The following is a 21,536-nucleotide window of genomic DNA, read 5'->3' as shown; positions in this document are numbered from 1 at the left end:
GTGAACAGCGTGCGGTTGCTCTGTTCGTTGAGGTTGGCGGCGATTTCTTCCTGCAGCAATTTGATGCGTTCGCCGAGGGCGGTGAGGTCGTTGATGATCAGCGCAAACTCCTCGGTGGATTTGCGCAACTCCTTGACGTCCTCCTTCTGCAACCACGGCGGCGGACGATTGAGCAGGCGCAGCAACGAACCCGGCTCCAGCGCCAACAGCCGTTGCAGACGCACCAGCACGCGACGGTTGGCGCCAAGTTCGGCGCGGTTGGTCGACAGGCGCGAGGAGAGCAGTTCGTCTTCGACCTGATCGACACTCAGGCTGGTCTTGCGCACGATCTGCGTCAGCACTTCGCCCTGATCGCGCAGCAAATGCACGAGCAGTTCCGAGGGCGAGCGAAAGCACTCGCCGGCCTTCACCGACGAACGCAATTTATCTACCGAATGCAGCGGTTGCAGGCGCGCGCTGACGATCAGTTTGCTGCGCACGCAGACCCACAGCGTCGACACGTCGGAGGAGACCATGCTGCTGAGGTTGAACACCACATCGTTGACCACCGCCAGCAGCGCCGAATCGACATGCTCGATACGTGTCGAACGCGAACCTTCGTGCAACGCCTCGAAAAATTCGTCGGGCAATTGCAGATGACTTTTCATCCAGCGCTCGCACGCGGCGTGGGCCAGGTTCAGGTGCAGCCAGAGAAATTCTTCGCTGTCGCCTTCGTCCTGCAAGCAGCGCAAAGCCGTCGCCGAATCGATCTCGCGCCCGCGCTCCCCGGGCAGGAAGCGAAAGCCGTAGAGCAAGCCAAACAGGTCCGGGGCGCGATGGCTGATATCGAGGCTGTGGTTCATGGCGGCTCGCTGCGAGGAGGGTGTCTGGTGGGGGATTTTCAGGTTCACCTGAGCGGCATCATCGCAAGCCAACATGACCGTTTTGTGACAGCAAAGTGACTGCAAATCAACGCGTTACCGACTGTCGGAAGATTCTCAAGAAGCGCTCTGGCGCGCCGATCTCGGTTGAGTTAGGTTGCGCGCCATTGGCTTTCGGTCATGGTGTGTCGACAGGGAAGTCCGGCCATTTTTCACGTCCGCTCGGGCGTGCCTCATCCCTGCTTCGAGTACCTTGCAATGCTGCAAAAATCCCTGAGAACGCAAATTCTCGCCCTGCTGAGCGGCAGTCTGCTGGCGATATTGTTGATCGCGCTGGCCTGCTTTCATTTCCTCTCCAACGGCGTGCAAAGCTATAGCCAGTTGATCGCCGGCCCGTTGCACACATCGCAACTGATCGATGAAGCCAACCTGCAATTCAAAGTGCAGGTGCAGGAATGGAAAAACGTCCTGCTGCGCGGCAAGCAACCGGCGGACCTGGCGAAATACTGGAGCCAGTTCGAAGAGCGTCAGCGCGACGTGCAGAATATTCTCGGCGAACTGGCCGGCCAGAAAGGCATCGAGGCAACTCTCAAATCCCGCATCGAACGATTGCGCGAGGAGCATCGCCAGTTGGGCGCGGCCTACCAGAAAGGCCGCGATGCCTACGTCGCTGCCGGTGGTGATCCGAGCGCCGGCGACGCAGCGGTCAAAGGCGTCGACCGCGCCACCAGCGAGCAGATGAGCGCACTGGTCGCCGAGCTGCGCGAGCAGGGCACCGCGCAATCGGCGTTGATCAGCGCCAGCGCTGAGCGCACCGTGTGGCTGGGGCTGCTGGTGATGCTCGCGTCGGGCTTGTTGATCGGTCTGCTGAGCCTGTGGCTGGTCAGCCGCAACCTGATCGAGCCGATCCGCAACCTCATCGATTACGTCACCCGCTTGAGCCGTGGCCAGTTGGCCGTACGTGTTGTCAGCGAGCGTCGCGATGAACTGGGCAACCTCGCCGCCGCAGCGAACACTCTGCGCGATTTTCTGGCGGACACCTTCACTCGCTTGCAACGCAGCGCCGGTGATCTGGACAGCGCCAGCGGCGAGTTGAACGCCATTGCCACGACCATGGCCGGCGGCACCAGCGAGCAATTCAACCGCACTGATCAAGTGGCCACGGCGATGAATGAAATGTCCGCCACCGCCCAGGAAGTCGCCCGTCATGCCGCCGATGCCGCGCGCGCTGCGGACGATGCCGATCACTCGGCGCAGCAGGGTGAAAAGGTCATGCAGACCACCATTCACTCAATCACGCAGATGCGCGGCGAAATCGCCAACACCGCCACGGTGATCCGTCGCCTGGAAACCGACAGCGGTCGTATCGGCAAGGTGCTGGAAGTGATTCGTGGCATCGCCGAACAGACCAACCTGCTGGCGCTCAACGCAGCCATCGAAGCGGCGCGTGCGGGTGAGGCCGGGCGTGGTTTTGCCGTCGTCGCCGATGAAGTGCGCAACCTCGCCCAGCGCACGGCGGAGTCGATCATCGAGATCAACCAGATCATTCAGAACGTGCAGACCGGCGCTGTCGATGCCGCGCAGGCTATCGAGAGCGGCCAGGCGCGCAGTGATGAAAGCGTCGAACAGGTGACCCAGGCCGGCGCGATGCTGGAGCGCATCACCTTGGCGGTGGAGGCGATTCGCGACATGAACCGGCAGATCGCCACGGCGGCAGAAGAGCAGACTTCAGTGGCCGAGGATATCTCGCGCAACCTGACTGAAATCACTGCGATTGCCAGCACCAACCTCGACAACGTGCAGCGCACTGAAAGTGCCAGTCAGAACCTGCATGGGTTGTCGGGGCAGTTGAATGAGGTGACGGCGCGGTTGAGTGCTTGATTTTGGGTGGCGGTTTGTCAGCCCCTCACCCTAACCCTCTCCCGGAGGGAGAGGGGACTGGCCGCAGGGAATGTGTGAATTGCACCGAACTTGCAATACCGAGTCGAACTCGGGTTTGAGCGGCCCGCAAATCGGCTCCCTCTCCTGGGGGAGAGGGCTGGGGTGAGGGGGATCGATTTCACAGACCACACAAAGTTTGCGCGCCAATCCGCAGCCACAAAAAAGCCGCACGATCGTTAAATCGTGCGGCTCTTTAACAGCGGTCTATCAAGTGTCTTGCTTGTCGCTCAGCACTTTACCGGTGGTGGCATCAAAGTCCACGTCGAACTCTTTGCCGTCAGCAGTTTTAAGTTCAACTTCATACTCGTAACCATTGAAGTGGTTATCCAGGTCGGTGTCGGTAATCGTTGCGCCCGGGTGCAGTTTCAGTGCTTCGGCGTTCATCGATTCCAGCGACTTGATCTTGCCGTCCTTGACCAGTTGCGGGATCTGGTCGATGCGAACATCAGCCTGAGCCAGGCCAGCGGTGAGGGTCAGGGCAGCGGCGGTAAACAGGGCAGTCAAAGTTTTCATCGGTTCATTCCTTGGCAGTGCGTTGAAGTGGTTGATCTGTGTAAGTGGGTTCAGATTAACCAGCGCAACTTAACTCACCCTTAAATCTCTGCTTCGCGATAAAACTGCTCTTTGTCGGAGCGAGCCTGCTCGCGAAGCAGGCGACTCGATAACAACTTAGAAACCGTTCTTCTTCAGAACCTCATCAACACTGCCAACAGCCGGACGCTTGTAAAACTTCAACAGTTCACTGGCGCGGTTGGTAAAGATGCCGTCGACACCCGCTGCCATGACTTTCTCGTAGTCCACCGCCTCGTCGACCGTATAAACATGCACCAGCATGCCCTGATCGTGGGTGTACTGGTTCATCCACGGTTGCACCAGGTCGGAGTAACTCTGATCACCACCCTGGGTCAGCTTCGCCGAAGGGCCAGTGCCGATCGCGCCCTGGGCCTTGGCGTAGTCGACCCATTGCTTGAATTCCGCCTCTGACTTGGGTTCCTGCTTGCCGTAGAAAACGTTTTTGTCTTTCTCGCCGGACGCGGCAAACGTCACGGCGGATTTAGGCTCGATGCTGCCTTCGCCGACCCACAACAGCAGGATCTTCGGCACTTGCGGCATTTCCTTTTCCAGCAATTGCAGGCTGTTCTTATCGAAGGTCTGCAGGATCACCTTGCCTTTGCCCTGACCGACGCCGAGCGCACTTTTCGCCAGTTTCGAACCGGCCGGACTGAGCCAGCCGCGATCCTGCAGTTTTTCCTTGAGGTCATGTTCGATGCCGGGAAACAGCTGCGGCTCTTTGGTTTCGATGTACAGGCCCGGCTTGTGCTGCGGGTTGGCGCGGGCGATGTCGATGATTTCATCGAGGGTAAGAATCTTCAGCCCGGCGTACGAGGGGCGTGCGCGGTCAGGATATTTGCTGTTGAACCAGCTGCCGGCATCGAGGGTTTTCAGTTCGGCCATGGTGAACGCGGTGGCCGGGCTGTCCTTGCGCTCGGGGAATTTGCTGGCGACGTCGGTGGTGCGTTGCAGGTTGTCGTCGTGCAGGGCGAAGAGCACGCCGTCCTTGCTGCGCTGCAAATCCATTTCCAGGTAATCGGCGCCGAGGTCACGGGCCAGTTTGTAGGCCGCAGCGGTGGACTCCGGGGCATCGAACGACGCGCCACGGTGGGCGATCACCGCCGGATGCGGAATGCCATGGGCGGCAGCGATTGCCTTGGGCTCCGGGTGGCTGGCGGCATGCGCCTGACCGAGGCCGAACAACAGACTCAGCACCAGAGCGCTTCGGGTAAAAGTGGCAGGCATGGTCGAGTTCCTTTCGCAGGTTTTTTTCGAGACGTACCTTTTAACAATTGACGCGCCGCAGGGCTATCGCCAGACCCACATAAACCGAGCAAAACGGAAATTTCCTGCACTTTTGTGGCGCTGTTTGCAGTACGCTTGCCCTCGGCTGACGCCCCGGCAGAGGGCGCGCCGCTACATTGCCCTGCGTGTAAACCATCGATCATCTTTCGTGAGGTTTACCATGCGCATCACCTCCCAACTCATCTGCCAGGCCGCCGACGATCTCAAAGGCTTCGTCGGCCTCAACCGCAAAACCGGCCAGTACATCGTGCGCTTCAGCGAAGATTCATTCGGCATGGACGTGGCCGACGACGGCATCATCCCGGCCAGTGAATTCGTCTGGGCGAAGGCGTCGGACACCACCATGACCCTCAAGCGCGAATTGATTCAGCTGCTGCTCGATCAACACATCGACGACCGGATCAACATCACCGAGCCGTTGCGGGTTTACATGAGCAAGGTTGAAGTGCCGGAGATTGTTGCGGTGCGGAGTCTGGTGCGCGGTTGAGGTATTGCAGTGTGGTTGCGGGCCTCTTCGCGAGCAGGCTCGCTCCCACAGGGATTTCGTGAATGCCTCTGATCCAATGTGGGAGCGAGCTTGCTCGCGAAGGCGGCCTTAGCTCTGGCACACGTGAGCGTGCAACTCGCTGGTCAGTCCTTCGATGCGCTCGGTGAGGGTTTTTGTCATTTCGGTAAGGCGGGTGTTTTGTTCCAGCAACGCCAGCAATTGTGCGGAATTCTTCGCCGCGTCAGCCTGACGTTCGGTATTGGCCAATGCCAGCGCTTCGCGGTGCTGCGCATCGGCGTCGGCCTGCGCTTTATCTCGCGCGGCCTGACGGGTTTGCGCGAGCAGGATCAATGGCGCGGCGTAGGCCGCCTGCAGGCTGAAGGCCAGGTTCAGCAGGATGAACGGGTAGACGTCGAATTGAGTCACGCCCCATACGTTGAGGCCGATCCATACCGCCACGATCAAGGTTTGCGCTCCCAGGAACAGCGGCGTGCCGAAGAACCGCGCAAAGGCTTCGGCGCGCAGGGCGAAGGCATCGTTGCCGAAGGTCGTATTCAGATGGGCGTGGGGGCGGTGGAAGCGCAGGTGATCGATGGGGGCGTTGGACATTCCGGGTTTTTCGTTATTCATGGGGCACTCGGCGGGGCTTGGGACGTGTCGTCACTATAGCTCTGCGTTGCGGCGGCCGACCTTCGCGGACTGCCCACGAAGGTTGCGACTCGTTCTATCGACCCTGCACAAACCTCAATTCGACACCCGCTCATTGGCAAACATGCTCACCGCATCCACCGCCTCACTGGCGCCATCGCGAATCTGCAGAATCACCGTGCCGGCCTGATTGGCCAGTTCCACGCCTTCTGCGGCGCGGTCGCGGGTGCCTTGCATGCTTTTGATCGCCTGCCGTGTTTCGCTCTGGATCAGACTGATCATGGTGGAGATCTCGGCGGTGGAACCGCTGGTGCGCGCCGCCAGCTGCCGTACTTCATCGGCCACCACGGCAAAGCCGCGGCCCTGTTCACCGGCGCGCGCGGCTTCGATGGCGGCGTTGAGGGCGAGCAGGTTGGTCTGATCGGCGATTGCGCGGATGGTGTTGACGATGGCGGTGATCTGCTCGGAGCGGTCGCCCAGTTGTGCGATCAGCGTTGAGGACTGGCTGATGTCCTCGGCGATTTCGCGCATTTCGCTGGCAGCCTGTTGAATCACCTGCGTACCTTGCTCGGCGACTTTTCGCGTCGCTACCGAGATGTGATAAGCGGTGCTGGCACTGCGTGCGTCCTGCTCGTGTTGCTCGACACGGGCGGTAACGTCAGACGCGAACTTCACGACTTTGTACAAACGCCCCGAAGCGTCGTAGACCGGGTTGTAGTTGGCCTCCAGCCAGACGATCTGACCGCGTTTATCCACGCGCTCGAACTGCCCGTGGAAGAACTCGCCCTGATTCAGGCGCCGCCAGAAATCCTGATAGGCGCCGCTGTTGACCAGCGCCGGGGTGCAGAACAGGCGGTGATGCTGGCCCTTGAGCTCTGCGAGGCTGTAACCCATGCGCGAGAGAAAATTCTGGTTGGCGGTAAGAATGTTGCCGTCGAGATCGAACTCGATCACCGCCATCGCGCGATCGATCGCCTGCAGCTTGGCGTTGGCCTCGTTCTCCTGCTGCACCTTGGCGGTGACATCCATCGCGTACTTGACCACTTTGATCACCCGTCCCGACGCATCCTTGATCGGGTTGTAACTGGCCTCGAGCCAGATCGGCTGGCCTTTGCTGTTGACCCGTTCAAAGGTGCCGGACTGGAACTGACCGTTTTTCAGGCGTGACCACAGCTCGGTGTATTGGACACTGCGCCCGAATTCCGGCGTGCAGAAATGCCGGTGCGGCTGGCCGATCGCCTGGGCAGCCGTGTAACCCATGGTCTTGAGGAAATTGTCATTGGCACGCAACACCACGCCATCAAGATCGAACTCGATCACCGCCATCGAACGGTTGATCGCTTCGAGCATCGCAGCTTGGTCAAAAACGGTGTGTTGCAATTCAGCGAGGGCGGCTTTCTGGCGATTGAAAAACATGCTTGCGATACTCGGGAAGTGGGGAAAATCAAAAGGATTCAGTCCCTATTCCTGCGCCGGCAGACCGAAATGCACGGACGGCATTCGGTGGTGACTGCTCAATGCCAGCGTTCCGTTACTGGCAGATGGCTACTTATACAAAACTTAATAAAGTTGTACAAGAAAGGAATTTTTCACAACTTTGTATAACTTTTTGCGAAATTAGTTGTACGCGGCTCGCCGCACCAGTGATTCACCGCTGATACAGTGCCAGGAACATCTCCAGCGCCGACTCGGCAACTGCATTCTGCGCGTCTGGATCAAGGGCCGCGCGACCCAGCGAGATCTGCGGCCAGAACGCGAATGCCTTGAGCAAACCTTGTACTTGATGCGCGGCAAATTCTGGATCCACCGGCTTGAGCCGTCCGTCGGCTTGTGCTGCGCGTATCCAGACGGTCAGGCCTTCCTCGCGCTCGCCCATGCGCTCGATCATGTTCTGCGCACGTTCGGGGGAATGAATGGTTGCGGCAATGGCCACCCGGGCGAGGGTGAGAAAATTCTCGTCAGCCATCATCTGCACTTTTTCTCGCAGCATCAGGCGCAACTGCTCATGCAGCGGTTGCTCGCGGTCGTAGCTCACCGATGGCTCGGCAATGATCCGCGCCCACAACTGATTAAGGATCTCGGCGAACAGTTCTTCCTTGCTCGGGAAGTGGTTGTACACCGTCCGCTTCGACACCCCCGCCGTGGCGGCGATCTTGTCCATGCTGGTGATTTCGAACCCGTGGGCACGGAATTCGGCGATCGCCGCCTGGATGATGGCTTCGCGTTTGCGGTCGGTGAGGCGTTGTGGAGCGGTCATGAGCGGACTTCGGCAGAGAAGGGGGGAAATTACACTCGGCAGTTTACTTGGCGCCGGCTTTGATGCAACCTAGAAACTACACCGCTCAGTGTAATGTTGCGTTAATCCTCGCACCTTACAAACCAGAGCGTTTGGCCTTTGCGTGCAGCTTGGCCATTTTCATTTCCCGTGGAATACCGTGCAGCACACGGTTTTTCGGAGTCGTTCAGTCATGGCCAATCCAGTCTCTCTCCCGGACAACACACCCACGCCTGAAGCCTCGCGCCAGGATCAAGGGCTGTTTCGCAATCATGCGCCGGTACAGCGCGAAGGCCTGCGCAAAATGCTGCGGATCATGTGGAACATGATTTTCCACAAACCGCGCGACACCCGTCCGAGCGCCGCCATTCCTGTGCAGCCGCTGACCCGTGAAGATCTGCTCGCAGCGCCCAATCACAGCGTTTACCGCTTGGGGCACTCGACGCTGCTGCTGAAGATGCGCGACAAATTCTGGATCACCGACCCCGTCTTCGCCGAGCGCGCCTCGCCGGTGCAATGGGCGGGTCCGAAACGCTTCCACCAACCACCGATCAGCATCGACGAACTGCCGCCGATCGAAGCAGTGATCCTCTCGCACAATCATTACGACCATCTCGACTACGAAGCGGTGCTCAAACTCGCCGCCAAAACCACTTACTTCCTGACTCCGCTGGGCGTGGGCGACACCCTGATCAAATGGGGCATCGACGCCAGCAAGGTGCGCCAGTACGACTGGTGGCAGGGCACCGAAATCGCTGGCATCCGCTTCGTCGCCACCCCATCGCAGCACTTCTCCGGCCGTGGCCTGTTCGACGGCAACAGCACGCTGTGGGCGTCATGGGTGATGATCGACGCCGACACACGAATCTTCTTCAGCGGCGACAGCGGTTACTTCGACGGCTTCAAACGCATCGGCGAACAATACGGCCCGTTCGACCTGACCCTGATGGAAACCGGCGCCTACAACGTCGAATGGCCCCACGTGCACATGCAACCGGAAGAAACCCTGCAAGCCCACATCGACCTCAAGGGCCGCTGGCTCTTCCCGATCCACAACGGCACCTTCGACCTGGCCATGCACGCCTGGCACGAACCTTTTGACCGCATCCTTGCGCTTGCATGGGAACGCAGTATTGCGATTACCACACCGCGGATGGGGGAGGCGTTCAACCTTGCGCATCCGCAACGGGGGAGTGCGTGGTGGATGGCGGTTGAAGAGGAGGGGGAGGCGCTTGCTCAGAATGCCTGACGCGTTCGCCTCAAGCGAATACCACCTCAATACGGCCCTCTTTCCGTGATCGGGGGGCCGATTTGACTACAATTTGCACATCTCGCCCGAGACGTGAAAGGCATTCCATCATTTTGGCCTCACTGATTCCGCGAAATTTGCCACGCAGCATTTCGGAAAGCTTGGGTTGTGATAGTCCCAAGATTTCTGACGCCTGAATCTGAGTGAGATGACGCGCCTTAATGATTGCGCCAATTTTCGCTGCGAGCTGCGACTTCACCTGCATTTCACTTGCATTGGGTAAGTCCAGATCGTGATAGACGTTTCCGCTACCTACTTCAATCTCCATGGTTTTCTGCTCCTTTCGCATGTTCCTGGGCGGCTCGAAGTCTGTTTCTGATCAGATCAATGTCCGACTGGGCGGTTTTAATCCCGCTTTTCGACTTTTTCTGAAAGCAGTGCAAAACGTAAATTGCACTGCCAAAACGAACCGTATAAATGGCGCGGTAGGTGTCGGTGTCGAAGTCTTCTATCAACTCCAGGACACCTGCGCCTCCGAACCCTTTCAATGGTTTTGCATCTGAATACTTCAGGCCACATTGACCCAGATCCAGTGCGTGACCAAAAACGTCTTGTACCTCTGTGGGCATCTGCTTGAGATCTTTTTTACTACTGCAGACCCACATAAGCGGCTTCCTTGCACTCATGCGAAATATACCTATTTTGGAATAATTATCAAATTGCCATTTCAGTCAGCCATCGCAAAATCCCCACGCCCCACCGATTCCCCCGACATACCCTGCGCCCTGACACTGCGCCCCGGTGCAAACCCCGGGAAGAACACCAACCCCTGCGCTTCAAACCGATAAGCCAGTGCCAGCCTTGCGGCGTCCGCCACGTCCTGCTGCGCTTCGAACCGCTGGATATCTGCCACCGCCACTTCGGCCTCGCGCGACAGTTGTTCAACGCTCCAGCCCAGCATGGCGCGGGCCTGGACGCAGTGGGTCGGGGTGAACTGGAAAAGGGCAATGCGTTCGAGGACGTGGTTCATCGCAAGAGAGGCCATGGTGTGCTCCGGGCTCAAAAGTGCTGATTGAAAATGTACTGTGTTTTTGTACAGTTGTTTTCGGCCGGGATCAAACGCATTTTTCGAATTTGCCTAGTTCGTCGGCTCCAACCAGACGGACGGTGCCTGTCCCAGCACGCGCCGAAACATCGTCGAAAACGCCGCCGGGCTCTCGTAGCCGAAGTCCAAGGCAATCCGCGTCACCGCTTCCCCCGCTACGCCTTCATCGCCTACCTGGGCGTGACCATCGTCGATTGCCTGCTGCGCCGAGGATTTCTCACACAGTCCCAAACGATAATCCCACGGCGACTGACCACGACGGAAACATCCGCCGGCGGCGTAGGCATCGGCGCCATCGCGACGTTTCTCGGCGTAGGAGGAAGCGTTATGACCGTTCCGCTGCTGCGCCGCTGCGGGCTGAGCATGTCGCAAGCGACCTCCATGGCCAATCCGCTCAGCGTGCCGGTAGCGTTGGCCGGGACGTTGACGTACATGGCGCTGGCCGGTTTCACTGAGTCTGATTTGGGTGCCTGGTATATCGGGTATGTCGATGTGCTGGCGTTTGCGCTGCTGACGGTTGGTTCGTTGCTGGGGATCAGATTGGCTGCGCCGTGGATAGGGCGAATACCGGATCGGGTGCATGCGCGCGTGTACATCGGTTTACTTATGGTGGTGATGATCAGCATGTGCTTGAGCTGAGCGCGACGGCGCTCGATTCCAGCGCGCAAGCTCGCCATAATCCGCAGCTACTTTCGCGGGCAGTTGCTCGCTTATTCAAGGATGAAGTGATGTACCGAGGACTGTTACGTCTTTTTGCTGTTTTTCTTCTAACGGGTTCTTTTGTCTCGACGGCAACTTGGGCCGAGACCGGCGCGCAGTTGTTCACCGGCACGTTGGGTAAATCGTCTATCGTCCTCGAAATAAATCCTCGTACCGGAGAGGGACGTTACTTTTACAAGAAGTACCGCAAGGATCTACCACTCGACGGTGCTCTGGACGGGGAAACGCTTGTGCTGGAAGAAGGCTCGCGGATAGACGACTCACGCCCGACCTTGCGTCTGCGGCCGACAACTGATGGTTGGTATGGCGAGTGGACGAGCACCGCTGGGAAAAGCCTGAAGATCAAGTTACAGCCAGCCGTCATCCCCGATGTAGCGGATGATGCCTTGCCCTTTTTCACCACACTTCACGACAAGTACCCTTATGAATACCTGCGGCTGCAGGGCGTCACACTCAAAAAAGGCAACATCGACACCTTCATGGGCCACACGCTGCAGTGGTGGAGCGAGCCGAAGACAGGCACTTCTCTGTTTGAAGTGGTCTCGGGTTATTCCCTTGAAGAGCGTCGACGCATCAACCAACAATTGATGGCGCGTTTGTGGAGCGAGGTATTGTCGTCTTATGGATGTTCAGGCAGTTACGCGCAGTCGAGCCAACCACTGTGGATGTCGTCAACAGTGATGAGTGTTCTGATTTCATCAGATTATTTCTGCGGCGGTGCCTATCCGGATCAAAGCCAGGATGCGCTCAACTTCGACACTAAAACAGGCAGACTCCTGACCCTTGATGATGTTTTGTGGGTGGGGCAGGGCAAGCCATTGCATTTCCAACGAGAGGGCGACTTCGGCGGGGAGGCGTCCGGCTCGTCTGATTCCTGGTCTAACTACCGCAGTGAGGAACTGGCACCCTGGCTGGTCGCGCAGCTGCTGAAACTCTACTCCAGTGAAATGACCGTTACCCCCGAAGGCGAAAACGACTGCAACTACGACGAGAGTTATCCCTGGCAATTTCCCGGTTGGCACTTCACGGAACTGGGCATCAAGCTCGAGCCATCATTTCCCCACGTCGCGGCGGTCTGCGGATTCGTCGACTGGAGCGTTCTGCCGTACACAATCGTCAAACAACATCCGGGCGGGGTTGCACTGCAACTGCCTTGATGTCGCGTTTACTTTCATGCGCAGCCCCTCGATTCCCGACCACAACCCCGCCATAATCGCCGCGAATTTATCCGCGCCGGCCCTCAAATGCCGGCGCGACATCCGACTCTTTCAAGGAACGATCAATGCTCAAGGGACTGATGCGCCTGGCGCCATGCGCTGCTGTTCTGTTCTCGCTGATTCCAAGTGTCTACGCCGATGATGGCCGACGCGTGTTCACCGGCACGTTGGGCAAAATGCCGATCGTTGTAGAGCTCAATATCACGCAGCAGGACGAAGTAACCGGTCGGTACTTCTACGAAAAATACCATCGTGATTTGCCGCTCAGTGGCGCGTTGCAGAACAGCACGCTGACCTTGACCGAGGGCAATAATCGCTATGGTGACGACAAGCCGCTGTCAACGTTGGAACTTGAAGAAACCGGCAGCGGCTGGCAGGGCGAATGGAAAAGTCCGCAGGGCAAGAAGCTGCCAGTGAAACTCATCGAGGCCAGACTTACCGCCCCCACCTCATCAACTTTGCCGTTCATTGCCGCTTTGCCCTACAGCGAGCCTTACGAGTATTTGCGCCTGCAGGGACTCAAACTGAAACCGGCGAAGAAAGAAAACTTCATGGGCTACGACCTGCAATGGTGGACAGAGCCTGAGACAAAGATTTCCCTGTTCAGCGTGGAGTCCGGATTGTCGAAAGATGATCAGCAACGGGTCAACCAGCAGTTGCTTGGACGCCTCTGGAATGAAGTCATCAGTTACCACGGCTGCCAGCTGCAGGGCGGCGAAAACGTCGAATTTATGCAACAGGTGCAACCGAAAATGATCTCGCCAGCCGTGGTCAGCCTGAACATCTCGACCAGCTATTACTGCGGCGGCGCGCATCCAGACTTCGGCGATTCACCGCTCAACATTGACGTCAAAACCGGCCACCCGCTGTCCCTCGAAGATGTGCTGTGGGTCGGTGAGGGCAAACCACTTTTACATGCCGAACGCGACAGCTTGGGCGACGAACCTCTGAGCAAGGACGAAAGTAACGCGCGCTATCAGTACGTCAGCAAAGAGTTGGTGCCGTGGGTGATCAAACAATTCACGGCCCTGTACCCCACAGAAATGAAGACACCGACGGGAGATGACGACTGCAACTTCCAGGACGAAAGCATCTGGGGGACTTCACCTTGGTACTTCACCGAGAAGGGCTTGTACCTCGGCGCGTACTTCGCTCGCGTGCAACGCTCTTGTGATAGACCTGACTGGTCGATCCTGCCGTACTCCCTAGTCAAACAACACCCTGGCGCCGTAAAACTGCAACTGCCCCAAGGCTAGCCATCACTCCAACCCCGGCGCTTCACGAATAATGAAGTGATCCAGGTTCTCGATATTGGCATTGAAGACCTCGAAAGGCTTTTCGGGGTTCTTCTTGCCGGGCACCTGCTTCAACTCCGGCGTCACCCCATAGAAGAAACAGAACAACGCCTTGTCGCTATCCACCGCGTGCTTGATCTCTTCCAGAAACGCCTTGCGCTTGCGGTAGTTGTCGATCAGCTTCTTGTTCAGATAAACGCTGACCGGATACGGCTTCTTCTTGCTGTCTTCGGGCTTCTTGAACCAGACCTTGTCCTCGAAATCGATACGAAAACTGGCGCTGTGGAAGTCCTCGATCTTCTTGATCCGCCCCCAGTAAATCAGCCCCTTGTTGTCCGTCAGATACTCGATCTTCTTGAAGAACGAACTGTACGGCGCCGTATGCTCGCCAATCTTCAACGGCATGCGCTTGAGCAACTCCTTGTCGGCGAAGTTGGAAACAAAACACTCCACCGGATGCGCAAACACACTGGTCTTGTCCGGCGCCGACTCACGACTCGCTGACTCCTTACCACTGTCTGCCACCATCCGAACCGGATCATCGCGCAACACATCCGCCGCCCCCGCTGGCGTGACAGGCTTGCGTACATACTCACGCCGGGTCAGCAACAGCTCTGAAGGGAAATGTTCCTCACGACTGTCATCCAATTCACTATCCGCCGTCTCAACACCAGACGCCGACGCCTTCAAACTCACATACGGACAACCCGCCACATGCTGCGTCGTGGGCAGATTCTTGAAGTGCGGCGTGCGCACGTAATTCACGTTCTTGGCGTTGAACGTGCCCAACTCGTTGGAAGCCTCGAACGCCGCACGACAGGCATCGTTGGGGCACTGGAAGTGTTCCTTCGCCGAGTCAAACGCCACCGTCTCATCGAAATTGAGATCGCGAACGTCATAGATCGACAACTTGTCGTCGAGGCTGAGGCAGTAGGCGAGATCGAATTTCATGGCGGGGCTCGGATCCTTGAGTGGGGGAGGGGTATTAATAGCGGGAGGCGGCGCGAGTTGCACTGATTGTTTTCAGGATGATGCGGGATTTGTGGGAGGCAGCCTGTTGGTGAATTGGTGGTATCAACTCATCACCGAATCCAGACACCCAGTCAGTAGCAAAAACTCTCCCTAGTGACAGAGCTTTATCCCTCCGGAATCAGCCTTTTCACCCTTGTATAAAGCGAAGCTGTAAACGCCACGCGATCATTTGAATGGTGACAACGACGATGGCAATTCGGACAAAGTGCTACAGCGTTCGAAACTTGATCCGAACCCTTATCTGCAAGTGGTTTGACATGGTGGACTTCAAGAAACGGCAGATCATGCATCTGAAACGGAGCCGGGTCGCCACAGCCTTCGCAATGCCCCTCGGCTTCATTTCGAACCCAAGCTCTAACCTCGGGATCGCGAACGTAAACCGTGCGAGTACTTGACGCTTTCTTTGGTTTCTTTATGCCTTTCGGTGGCTCCTTTATATGTTTCTTCTGAATTGCAGCAGCGCGACGCTCTAGTGTTTCTTCGTCGGCTGTCGGAATAGCAGGGTCGCCCGGCTGGAAGCCGCGATTTGTGAGAGCTATTCGAATTAACTGCTCAACGTTCGAACCAACGTTTTCCGCCGGTTTGTAACCCTTAATGGGTTTCCGATCCATCGTCATCAGGACTTTGGAAATGTTCTGCATTCGGAATTCGACAGAGCCTTTTGTACGAGTCGACAAGGCTGATGCGCGTAGTTCGCGATTCTCATGTGCCTTGTTGAATTTGTGACCCGCGAGCTCTAAATCAAGCATTCTGAGATAGGTGTCAACCGCTGCCTCAATCTCAGCAACAGTCCAGTCAGTGTCTTTTTTCTTGTTGCTCATAAAATCGCCGAGGGTTGAAAACCCTCGGACGATACTGAGTGGCCATCACGGCTGTCTAGGAAAATTCCTACAGAAAATAGCGACGGATCTCTCGAGATCCGACAACCACATCGCTAACCCATCGAATGCTTCGAAGACTGAAACACCTGCGTGACCCTTCGCCACCAGGAGTTCTCTACCGAAGCTCGACGTGGATTTTGATCATTTAACAGATAAGGCATATCCCTTAGCCGAATCCAGCCCTCATCTTGCCAATGCAGCAAACTCAAAGACATTTCCGGCAATCCAACAAACTCAACATTGGCCGATGTGAATCCCCCGAATCCTGCGCATCGCGCAATGTCGGCACTACCTCATTGGTCAACCACTCACGCAGCAACCGATTTCCCGGTACGTAGTGATAGATCAATAGCGCATACACCCCCGATTCACTGAGCATCAGATGCTGTTCTGGTTCTCGAAAGTACTCGATCCGCATGACGCGGCGTTGATCGCTATCTAGCTTGTCGGCCACCCGATCATTCAGGTGGAAGCCCATCAAACGGCCAACATCCCGGGCGGAGAACCATGGCTGATTTTCGAGTAGAAGGGCATGTAGAGAAAGGTTGTGGCGAGAGAAAACAGTTACCGAGCATGGATCCGACATATCTATGACCTCTACGTTATGGATTTTGGGCGGGCCTGACCCCAACGTAGAGCGGACTTAAAAAATCCCAACGAGCAGAGCAGTTGTCACCGACGAATTACGCGTCTGTGTCACTGACGAAGCTTTCTACGTTGGGCGTTTCTTAGGCACCTGCCACAGAGCTTAGTAGCGCTCGCAGCAGGCTTCAATGGGAAGCGACTGTAAGTGCTGTAGGAGATTGAGCGCTGTGACGTAGGCGTAAAAAGGCTCACCGATCGCCCATAAAAAAGCCCCGATCAGATCGGGGCTTTTTGCTTTCTCGACTTGTCGACTCAGGCAGCAATCGTCAAATCATGCCAAGCGAGACTATTAGTCCCAGCTCAGAGCACCACCAGTTTGGTATTCGATCACGCGCGTCTCAAAGAAATTCTTCTCTTTCTTCAAGTCCATAATCTCGCTCATCCAAGGGAACGGGTTCGTAGTCCCTGGGTATTCCTCTTTCAAACCAATCTGCGACAACCGACGGTTAGCAATGAATTTCAGATAATCCTCCATCATCGCCGCATTCATACCCAACACCCCGCGAGGCATGGTATCCCGTGCGTATTCGATCTCCAGCTGCGTGCCCTGCAGGATCATCTGGGTCGCTTCTTCCTTCATCTCAGCATCCCACAAATGCGGATTTTCGATTTTGATCTGGTTGATCACGTCGATGCCGAAGTTCAGGTGCATGGATTCGTCGCGCAGGATGTACTGGAACTGCTCGGCGACGCCGGTCATTTTGTTGCGGCGGCCCATGGAGAGGATTTGGGTGAAGCCGCAGTAGAAGAAGATGCCTTCCAGAACGCAGTAGTAGGCGATCAGGTTGCGCAGCAACTCTTTGTCGGTTTCCGGGGTGCCGGTTTCGAACTTCGGATCGGAGATCGAGCGGGTGTACTTCAGGCCCCACGCTGCTTTCTTCGCGACCGATGGGATCTCGTGGTACATGTTGAAGATTTCGCCTTCATCCATGGCCAGCGATTCGATGCAGTACTGGTAGGCGTGGGTGTGGATCGCCTCTTCGAACGCCTGGCGCAGGATGTACTGGCGGCATTCCGGGTTGGTGATCAGGCGGTACACGGCCAGGACCAGGTTGTTGGCAACCAGGGAGTCGGCGGTGGAGAAGAAGCCGAGGTTGCGCATGACGATGCGGCGCTCGTCGTCGGTCAGGCCTTCCGGGTTTTTCCAGAGGGCGATGTCGGCGGTCATGTTGACTTCTTGCGGCATCCAGTGGTTTGCGCAACCGTCCAGATACTTCTGCCAGGCCCAGTCGTACTTGAAAGGTACGAGTTGGTTGAGGTCGGCGCGGCAGTTGATCATGCGCTTTTCGTCAACGGCGACACGGGCGGAGGCGCCTTCGAGTTCGGCGAGGCCTTCGGCGACGTCGAGGGAGTTCAGTGCAGCCTTGGCGCGGGCCACGGCGGCCGAGTCGTCGGCGGTGACGGCGCGGGCTTCCAGCGCTGCGGCGCCGCCGGCGTTGTCGAGGCGGTCCATGTTGGCTTCGCTTGCGTGGCCGGCGTTGGCGCCTTTCACGGTTGCGACTTCACTGTCTTCTTTATCGAATTCGTCCCAGCTCAGCATGACGTGTCGTCTCCTGCGTGAGGGCTTGTGCCCGTGTGAAACCTGAAGGGTTGGTTTTTCACACGGCCAAACAAGCCGCGTTGGATGTCGTTTTTTGCAGCGCTGCACGCAGGCAAATAAACAGAAATTTTGACGGGTTCCGAGAGCCTCTGATGGGCGCAATCAGCGTCGGGCACTGTTGCGGGGCTTCAGAATGGCTTTTGCTCCCTTTAAGGGAATATTGCTGACCCGTATAGGGCGGCATTATAGGGAAATTTTTACCGGCGTGGTGCGGCGAATCGGCTCATGGCGAGGCCGAGGAGGGGGTGGATTTCGGTCCGACCGAGGGATTACAGGGCTTTGCGCGGAATCGACCCGAGCAGATTTTTTTTCGTTAATTTTTTGGCAGGTGGTTTTTTGTTTAAAAAATAGCCAGAAAAGTAGGTTTTTCACTATATCTAGTGTTTTGCAAGCGTTTTTCACGGCTCCAGACACAACTGAGCCCGACCGAAGCCGGGCTGGAATCGACCCTCAATGTAGCGTTGAGCGATCCGATTCGGTGCAGTCTGATTCAGTTCGTGCAGCCGTTGCCCATGATGCTGTAGCGCAGGATGTGGCGTTGGCCTTTGGAGTCGTCGTATTCCATTTTTGCCGGTACAACTTCGCAGACATTTGGAATTTCGCTCATCGATACAACTTTGGCGATGTCCAGATGTGTGGAGTAAGTGTATTCCTCGATGACCGGTTGTTGCTGTGCGACATCAGTCGGGACCTCGTCTGCCATGGCGGTTGCGCACAGACTGCTGAGGGCCAGAACCAATAAAGCTTTCATTTCTAATTCACCTTTTTGAGGTCGAGTGGGGTCACGCAACCTTTTTAGGGTTGCGTGTGGAGCTTGAGTATTTGATGCGTTACTTGGAGAGCTGGATTAACGGCCTTCGTGGGGGCTGTAACGTTGTTAATCGCGGTTGCCTTGTTGGCGAGGTGAATTTTAGGGCGGTGGGATGCAGGTAAACAGGGGCGGTTTTGATAAACACTTTTGATAGATTTGGTAACAATCGATTGAGGTCTTGGTGTCCGGCCGGATGGGGTTTGCCTGACGGACCGCGTTGACTGCATCGCTGGCAAGCCAGCTCCCACATGGAATGCGGACATTTTGTAGGGGCTTGTTACTACCATCGTCGAATGGTTCTATGGGGCCCACCCGGCTACAACGGGGTCATACAAAAACAACTATTACACCGAGGTAGGAAAGATGAGTGCGGCTTCTCTGTATCCCGTTCGTCCCGAGGTTCTGGCAAACACGCTGACTGACGAGGCGACCTACAAAGCCATGTACCAGCAGTCGGTCGTCAACCCTGACGGCTTCTGGCGCGAGCAAGCCAAGCGTCTGGACTGGATCAAGCCTTTCACCACGGTGAAGCAGACGTCGTTCGACGATCACCATGTCGACATCAAGTGGTTTGCCGACGGCACCCTGAACGTTTCCTATAACTGCCTCGACCGTCATCTGGCCGAGCGCGGCGATCAAGTCGCGATCATCTGGGAAGGCGACGATCCTTCCGAAAGCCGCAACATCACCTACCGCGAACTGCACGAGCAAGTGTGCAAACTGGCCAACGCCCTGCGTGGTCAGGACGTGCACCGTGGCGACGTGGTGACCATTTACATGCCGATGATCCCCGAAGCCGTGGTCGCCATGCTGGCCTGCACCCGGATCGGCGCGATTCACTCGGTGGTGTTCGGCGGTTTCTCGCCGGAAGCCCTGGCCGGTCGCATCATCGACTGCCGCTCGAAAGTGGTGATCACCGCTGACGAAGGCATCCGTGCCGGCAAAAAGATTTCCCTCAAGGCCAACGTCGACGACGCCCTGACCAACCCGGAAACCAGCAGCATCCAGAAGGTCATCGTGTGCAAGCGCACCGGTGGCGACATCAAGTGGAACCAGCATCGCGACATCTGGTACGAAGACCTGATGAAGGTCGCGGGCACTGTTTGCGCGCCGAAAGAGATGGGCGCCGAAGAAGCGTTGTTCATCCTTTATACCTCCGGCTCCACTGGCAAGCCGAAGGGCGTGCAGCACACCACCGGCGGTTATCTGCTGTATGCGGCGATGACCCACGAACGCGTGTTCGACTACCGTCCGGGCGAAATCTACTGGTGCACCGCCGACGTCGGCTGGGTCACCGGCCACAGTTACATCGTCTATGGCCCGCTGGCCAACGGCGCGACCACCGTGCTATTCGAAGGTGTGCCGAACTACCCGGACATCACCCGGGTGGCGAAGATCATCGACAAGCACAAGGTCAACATCCTCTACACCGCGCCGACCGCGATCCGCGCGATGATGGCCTCGGGTCAGGCCGCCGTGGAAGGCGCCGATGGCAGCAGCCTGCGTCTGCTCGGTTCGGTGGGCGAGCCGATCAACCCGGAAGCCTGGGACTGGTACTACAAGAATGTCGGCAAGTCGCGTTGCCCGATCGTCGATACCTGGTGGCAGACCGAGACTGGCGGCAACATGATGAGCCCGCTGCCGGGTGCTCACGCGCTGAAGCCGGGTTCGGCGGCGCGTCCGTTCTTCGGTGTGGTGCCGGCGCTGGTCGACAACCTCGGCAACATCATCGAGGGCGAGGCTGAAGGCAACCTGGTGATTCTCGATTCGTGGCCGGGTCAGGCGCGTACGTTGTACGGCGATCACGATCGTTTCGTCGATACCTACTTCAAGACCTTCCGTGGCATGTACTTCACCGGTGACGGCGCGCGTCGCGATGCCGACGGTTACTACTGGATCACCGGGCGCGTGGACGACGTGCTCAACGTCTCCGGGCACCGCATGGGCACCGCCGAGATCGAGAGCGCGATGGTCGCGCATCCGAAGGTGGCCGAAGCTGCGGTGGTGGGCGTGCCGCATGACATCAAGGGGCAGGGCATCTATGTCTACGTGACCTTGAAGAATGGCGAGGAGCCGACCGAGCAACTGCGTCTGGAGCTGAAGAACTGGGTGCGCAAGGAGATCGGCCCGATTGCTTCGCCGGACGTGATCCAGTGGGCGCCGGGGCTGCCGAAGACCCGTTCGGGCAAGATCATGCGCCGCATCCTGCGCAAGATCGCCACGGCGGAATACGATGGCTTAGGCGATATCTCGACCCTGGCGGATCCGGGTGTGGTGCAGCATTTGATTGATACGCACAAGACCATGAATGTTGCTTAAACGTTAGAAACATAGGAGCCCTGTCCGGTGATGCCGGGCGGGGCTTTTTTATGGCTGTGAGGTTTGTGGTGGCTGGGAGGGCTTCTTCGCGAGCAGGCTCGCTCCCACAAGGAAACGGGCGCATTTTTGATCGTTCCCACGCTCTGCGTGGGAATGCAGCAAGGGACGCTCTGCGTCCCAGAAGCCGACGCAGAGCGTCGAGGGAGGCGTTCCCACGCGGAGCGTGGGAACGATCAGCGACTCAACCAATAATTATCGATCTGCACCGTCAGACCTTTCCCGCTGTTACCCGCCACAACCCAATGTGTAACCGCCCGCGCCAAACCGGGGCGAAGGGAAACGCGGTGCGCCGTTTTAGAGCCGCCAAAGCCCCGCTGAAAAATAAGACATAACGCTGCGCTTGCCGGATTAGAAGGGTTTGCGAATAATGGGCCCGCAACTTGCAATATGTATCGGTTCACTGTCTTTCGCTCTTGCATGAATTTGCAGGGCTGTCAATGAGCTCAAACCGCTTTCTCGGTGCATCTGTAATTAGTTGTCGCATTGAAGAAATATCGGCTTCGGGCCTGTCGTTAGAATGCCGATCACTCGCTC

The 21,536-nt window shown here is 57.4% G+C and carries 19 protein-coding genes and 3 pseudogenes; 7 read left to right on the top strand and 15 right to left on the bottom strand.

Going from position 1 to position 21,536, the window contains the following annotated elements; genetic code table 11:
* The coding region (locus D8U71_RS05660) for a CorA family divalent cation transporter (protein WP_130887354.1) at positions 1–842 on the bottom strand (842 nt) is incomplete at its 3' end.
* Positions 843–1,118: 276 nt separating this feature from the next.
* Here D8U71_RS05660 and D8U71_RS05655 point away from each other — a divergent pair.
* Positions 1,119–2,741 carry a methyl-accepting chemotaxis protein gene (locus D8U71_RS05655; protein WP_130887353.1) on the top strand — a complete coding sequence of 541 codons (1,623 nt, stop codon included), beginning with the start codon at positions 1,119–1,121 and terminating at the stop codon, positions 2,739–2,741.
* 267 nt (positions 2,742–3,008) lie between these two features.
* Here the strand turns inward: D8U71_RS05655 and D8U71_RS05650 are convergent, their stop codons facing one another.
* Together D8U71_RS05650 and D8U71_RS05645 are read right to left on the bottom strand one after the other, a co-directional pair.
* The gene (locus D8U71_RS05650; RefSeq protein WP_016773566.1) at positions 3,009–3,314 is read right to left on the bottom strand and encodes a PepSY domain-containing protein; all 306 of its coding nucleotides are present in this window, start codon (positions 3,312–3,314) and stop codon (positions 3,009–3,011) included.
* A 156-nt stretch (positions 3,315–3,470) separates the two neighbouring features.
* On the bottom strand, positions 3,471–4,598 hold the full coding sequence (locus D8U71_RS05645) for a glycerophosphodiester phosphodiesterase (RefSeq protein ID WP_076563895.1): 1,128 nt from the start codon (positions 4,596–4,598) through the stop codon (positions 3,471–3,473).
* 220 nt (positions 4,599–4,818) lie between these two features.
* Between D8U71_RS05645 and D8U71_RS05640 the strand changes: the two genes are divergently transcribed.
* Complete coding sequence (locus D8U71_RS05640) at positions 4,819–5,145, top strand: DUF2025 family protein (RefSeq protein ID WP_130887352.1); 327 nt, start codon at positions 4,819–4,821, stop codon at positions 5,143–5,145.
* A 108-nt stretch (positions 5,146–5,253) separates the two neighbouring features.
* On the opposite strand, the gene D8U71_RS05635 is transcribed toward D8U71_RS05640, so the two are convergent.
* From D8U71_RS05635 to D8U71_RS05625, 3 genes are all read right to left on the bottom strand, one after another.
* A complete protein-coding gene (locus tag D8U71_RS05635; protein WP_241664202.1) occupies positions 5,254–5,754 on the bottom strand; it encodes a DUF1003 domain-containing protein in 501 nt (166 codons plus the stop codon).
* 135 nt (positions 5,755–5,889) lie between these two features.
* On the bottom strand, positions 5,890–7,209 hold the full coding sequence (locus D8U71_RS05630; protein ID WP_130887350.1) for a PAS domain-containing methyl-accepting chemotaxis protein: 1,320 nt from the start codon (positions 7,207–7,209) through the stop codon (positions 5,890–5,892).
* 232 nt (positions 7,210–7,441) lie between these two features.
* Positions 7,442–8,050: a TetR/AcrR family transcriptional regulator gene (locus D8U71_RS05625; RefSeq protein WP_016773570.1), complete on the bottom strand. Its 609-nt coding sequence runs from the start codon at positions 8,048–8,050 to the stop codon at positions 7,442–7,444.
* A gap of 211 nt (positions 8,051–8,261) precedes the next feature.
* Here D8U71_RS05625 and D8U71_RS05620 point away from each other — a divergent pair, with 211 nt between their 5' ends.
* The gene (locus D8U71_RS05620; protein WP_130887349.1) at positions 8,262–9,317 is read left to right on the top strand and encodes an MBL fold metallo-hydrolase; all 1,056 of its coding nucleotides are present in this window, start codon (positions 8,262–8,264) and stop codon (positions 9,315–9,317) included.
* A 10-nt stretch (positions 9,318–9,327) separates the two neighbouring features.
* On the opposite strand, the gene D8U71_RS05615 is transcribed toward D8U71_RS05620, so the two are convergent.
* The 4 genes and pseudogenes from D8U71_RS05615 to D8U71_RS05600 form a co-directional block, all read right to left on the bottom strand.
* Positions 9,328–9,645, bottom strand: coding sequence for a helix-turn-helix transcriptional regulator (locus D8U71_RS05615; protein WP_122602120.1), 318 nt, complete (start codon positions 9,643–9,645; stop codon positions 9,328–9,330).
* Complete coding sequence (locus D8U71_RS05610; RefSeq protein WP_277751617.1) at positions 9,635–9,982, bottom strand: type II toxin-antitoxin system RelE/ParE family toxin; 348 nt, start codon at positions 9,980–9,982, stop codon at positions 9,635–9,637. Before D8U71_RS05610 ends, D8U71_RS05615 begins: the two co-directional genes overlap by 11 nt.
* Positions 9,983–10,044: 62 nt before the next feature.
* Positions 10,045–10,362 (bottom strand): XRE family transcriptional regulator, encoded by a 318-nt coding sequence (locus D8U71_RS05605; RefSeq protein ID WP_130887347.1) that lies wholly within the window; start codon positions 10,360–10,362, stop codon positions 10,045–10,047.
* Positions 10,363–10,455: 93 nt separating this feature from the next.
* Positions 10,456–10,575: pseudogene (locus D8U71_RS05600) on the bottom strand (helix-turn-helix domain-containing protein); the annotation flags it as partial.
* On the opposite strand from D8U71_RS05600, the pseudogene D8U71_RS05595 reads away from it, so the two are divergent.
* The 3 genes and pseudogenes from D8U71_RS05595 to D8U71_RS05585 form a co-directional block, all read left to right on the top strand.
* Positions 10,576–11,061: pseudogene (locus tag D8U71_RS05595) on the top strand (sulfite exporter TauE/SafE family protein); the annotation flags it as partial. It abuts the pseudogene before it with no gap.
* Positions 11,049–12,299, top strand: a complete 1,251-nt coding sequence (locus tag D8U71_RS05590) for a hypothetical protein (protein ID WP_241664201.1) — start codon at positions 11,049–11,051, stop codon at positions 12,297–12,299. The pseudogene D8U71_RS05595 and the gene D8U71_RS05590, both read left to right, overlap by 13 nt.
* A gap of 125 nt (positions 12,300–12,424) precedes the next feature.
* Positions 12,425–13,615, top strand: a complete 1,191-nt coding sequence (locus tag D8U71_RS05585; protein WP_130887346.1) for a hypothetical protein — start codon at positions 12,425–12,427, stop codon at positions 13,613–13,615.
* Between the two features lie 3 nt (positions 13,616–13,618).
* On the opposite strand, the gene D8U71_RS05580 is transcribed toward D8U71_RS05585, so the two are convergent.
* The 5 genes and pseudogenes from D8U71_RS05580 to D8U71_RS05560 all read right to left on the bottom strand — a co-directional run bounded on the left by D8U71_RS05580 (position 13,619) and on the right by D8U71_RS05560 (position 18,563).
* Positions 13,619–14,605 (bottom strand): hypothetical protein, encoded by a 987-nt coding sequence (locus tag D8U71_RS05580; protein ID WP_125926459.1) that lies wholly within the window; start codon positions 14,603–14,605, stop codon positions 13,619–13,621.
* 185 nt (positions 14,606–14,790) lie between these two features.
* Positions 14,791–15,507 (bottom strand): HNH endonuclease signature motif containing protein, encoded by a 717-nt coding sequence (locus tag D8U71_RS05575; protein ID WP_125926460.1) that lies wholly within the window; start codon positions 15,505–15,507, stop codon positions 14,791–14,793.
* 113 nt (positions 15,508–15,620) lie between these two features.
* Positions 15,621–16,153, bottom strand: a pseudogene (locus tag D8U71_RS05570) (Bro-N domain-containing protein).
* Positions 16,154–16,501: 348 nt separating this feature from the next.
* Positions 16,502–17,752, bottom strand: a complete 1,251-nt coding sequence (locus tag D8U71_RS05565) for a ribonucleotide-diphosphate reductase subunit beta (RefSeq protein ID WP_016773579.1) — start codon at positions 17,750–17,752, stop codon at positions 16,502–16,504.
* A gap of 550 nt (positions 17,753–18,302) precedes the next feature.
* Positions 18,303–18,563: a DUF2790 domain-containing protein gene (locus D8U71_RS05560; RefSeq protein ID WP_016773580.1), complete on the bottom strand. Its 261-nt coding sequence runs from the start codon at positions 18,561–18,563 to the stop codon at positions 18,303–18,305.
* Positions 18,564–18,986: 423 nt separating this feature from the next.
* Between D8U71_RS05560 and acs the strand changes: the two genes are divergently transcribed.
* Positions 18,987–20,942, top strand: a complete 1,956-nt coding sequence (gene acs, locus D8U71_RS05555) for an acetate--CoA ligase (protein WP_016773581.1) — start codon at positions 18,987–18,989, stop codon at positions 20,940–20,942.
* The last annotated feature ends 594 nt before the right edge of the window (positions 20,943–21,536 follow it).

This window comes from Pseudomonas sp. Sample_21 (assembly GCF_004307525.1).
Classification (GTDB): domain Bacteria; phylum Pseudomonadota; class Gammaproteobacteria; order Pseudomonadales; family Pseudomonadaceae; genus Aquipseudomonas; species Aquipseudomonas atacamensis.
Note: the sequence above shows the minus strand (reverse complement) of the source record. Positions and strands in the feature narration are given on the sequence as shown.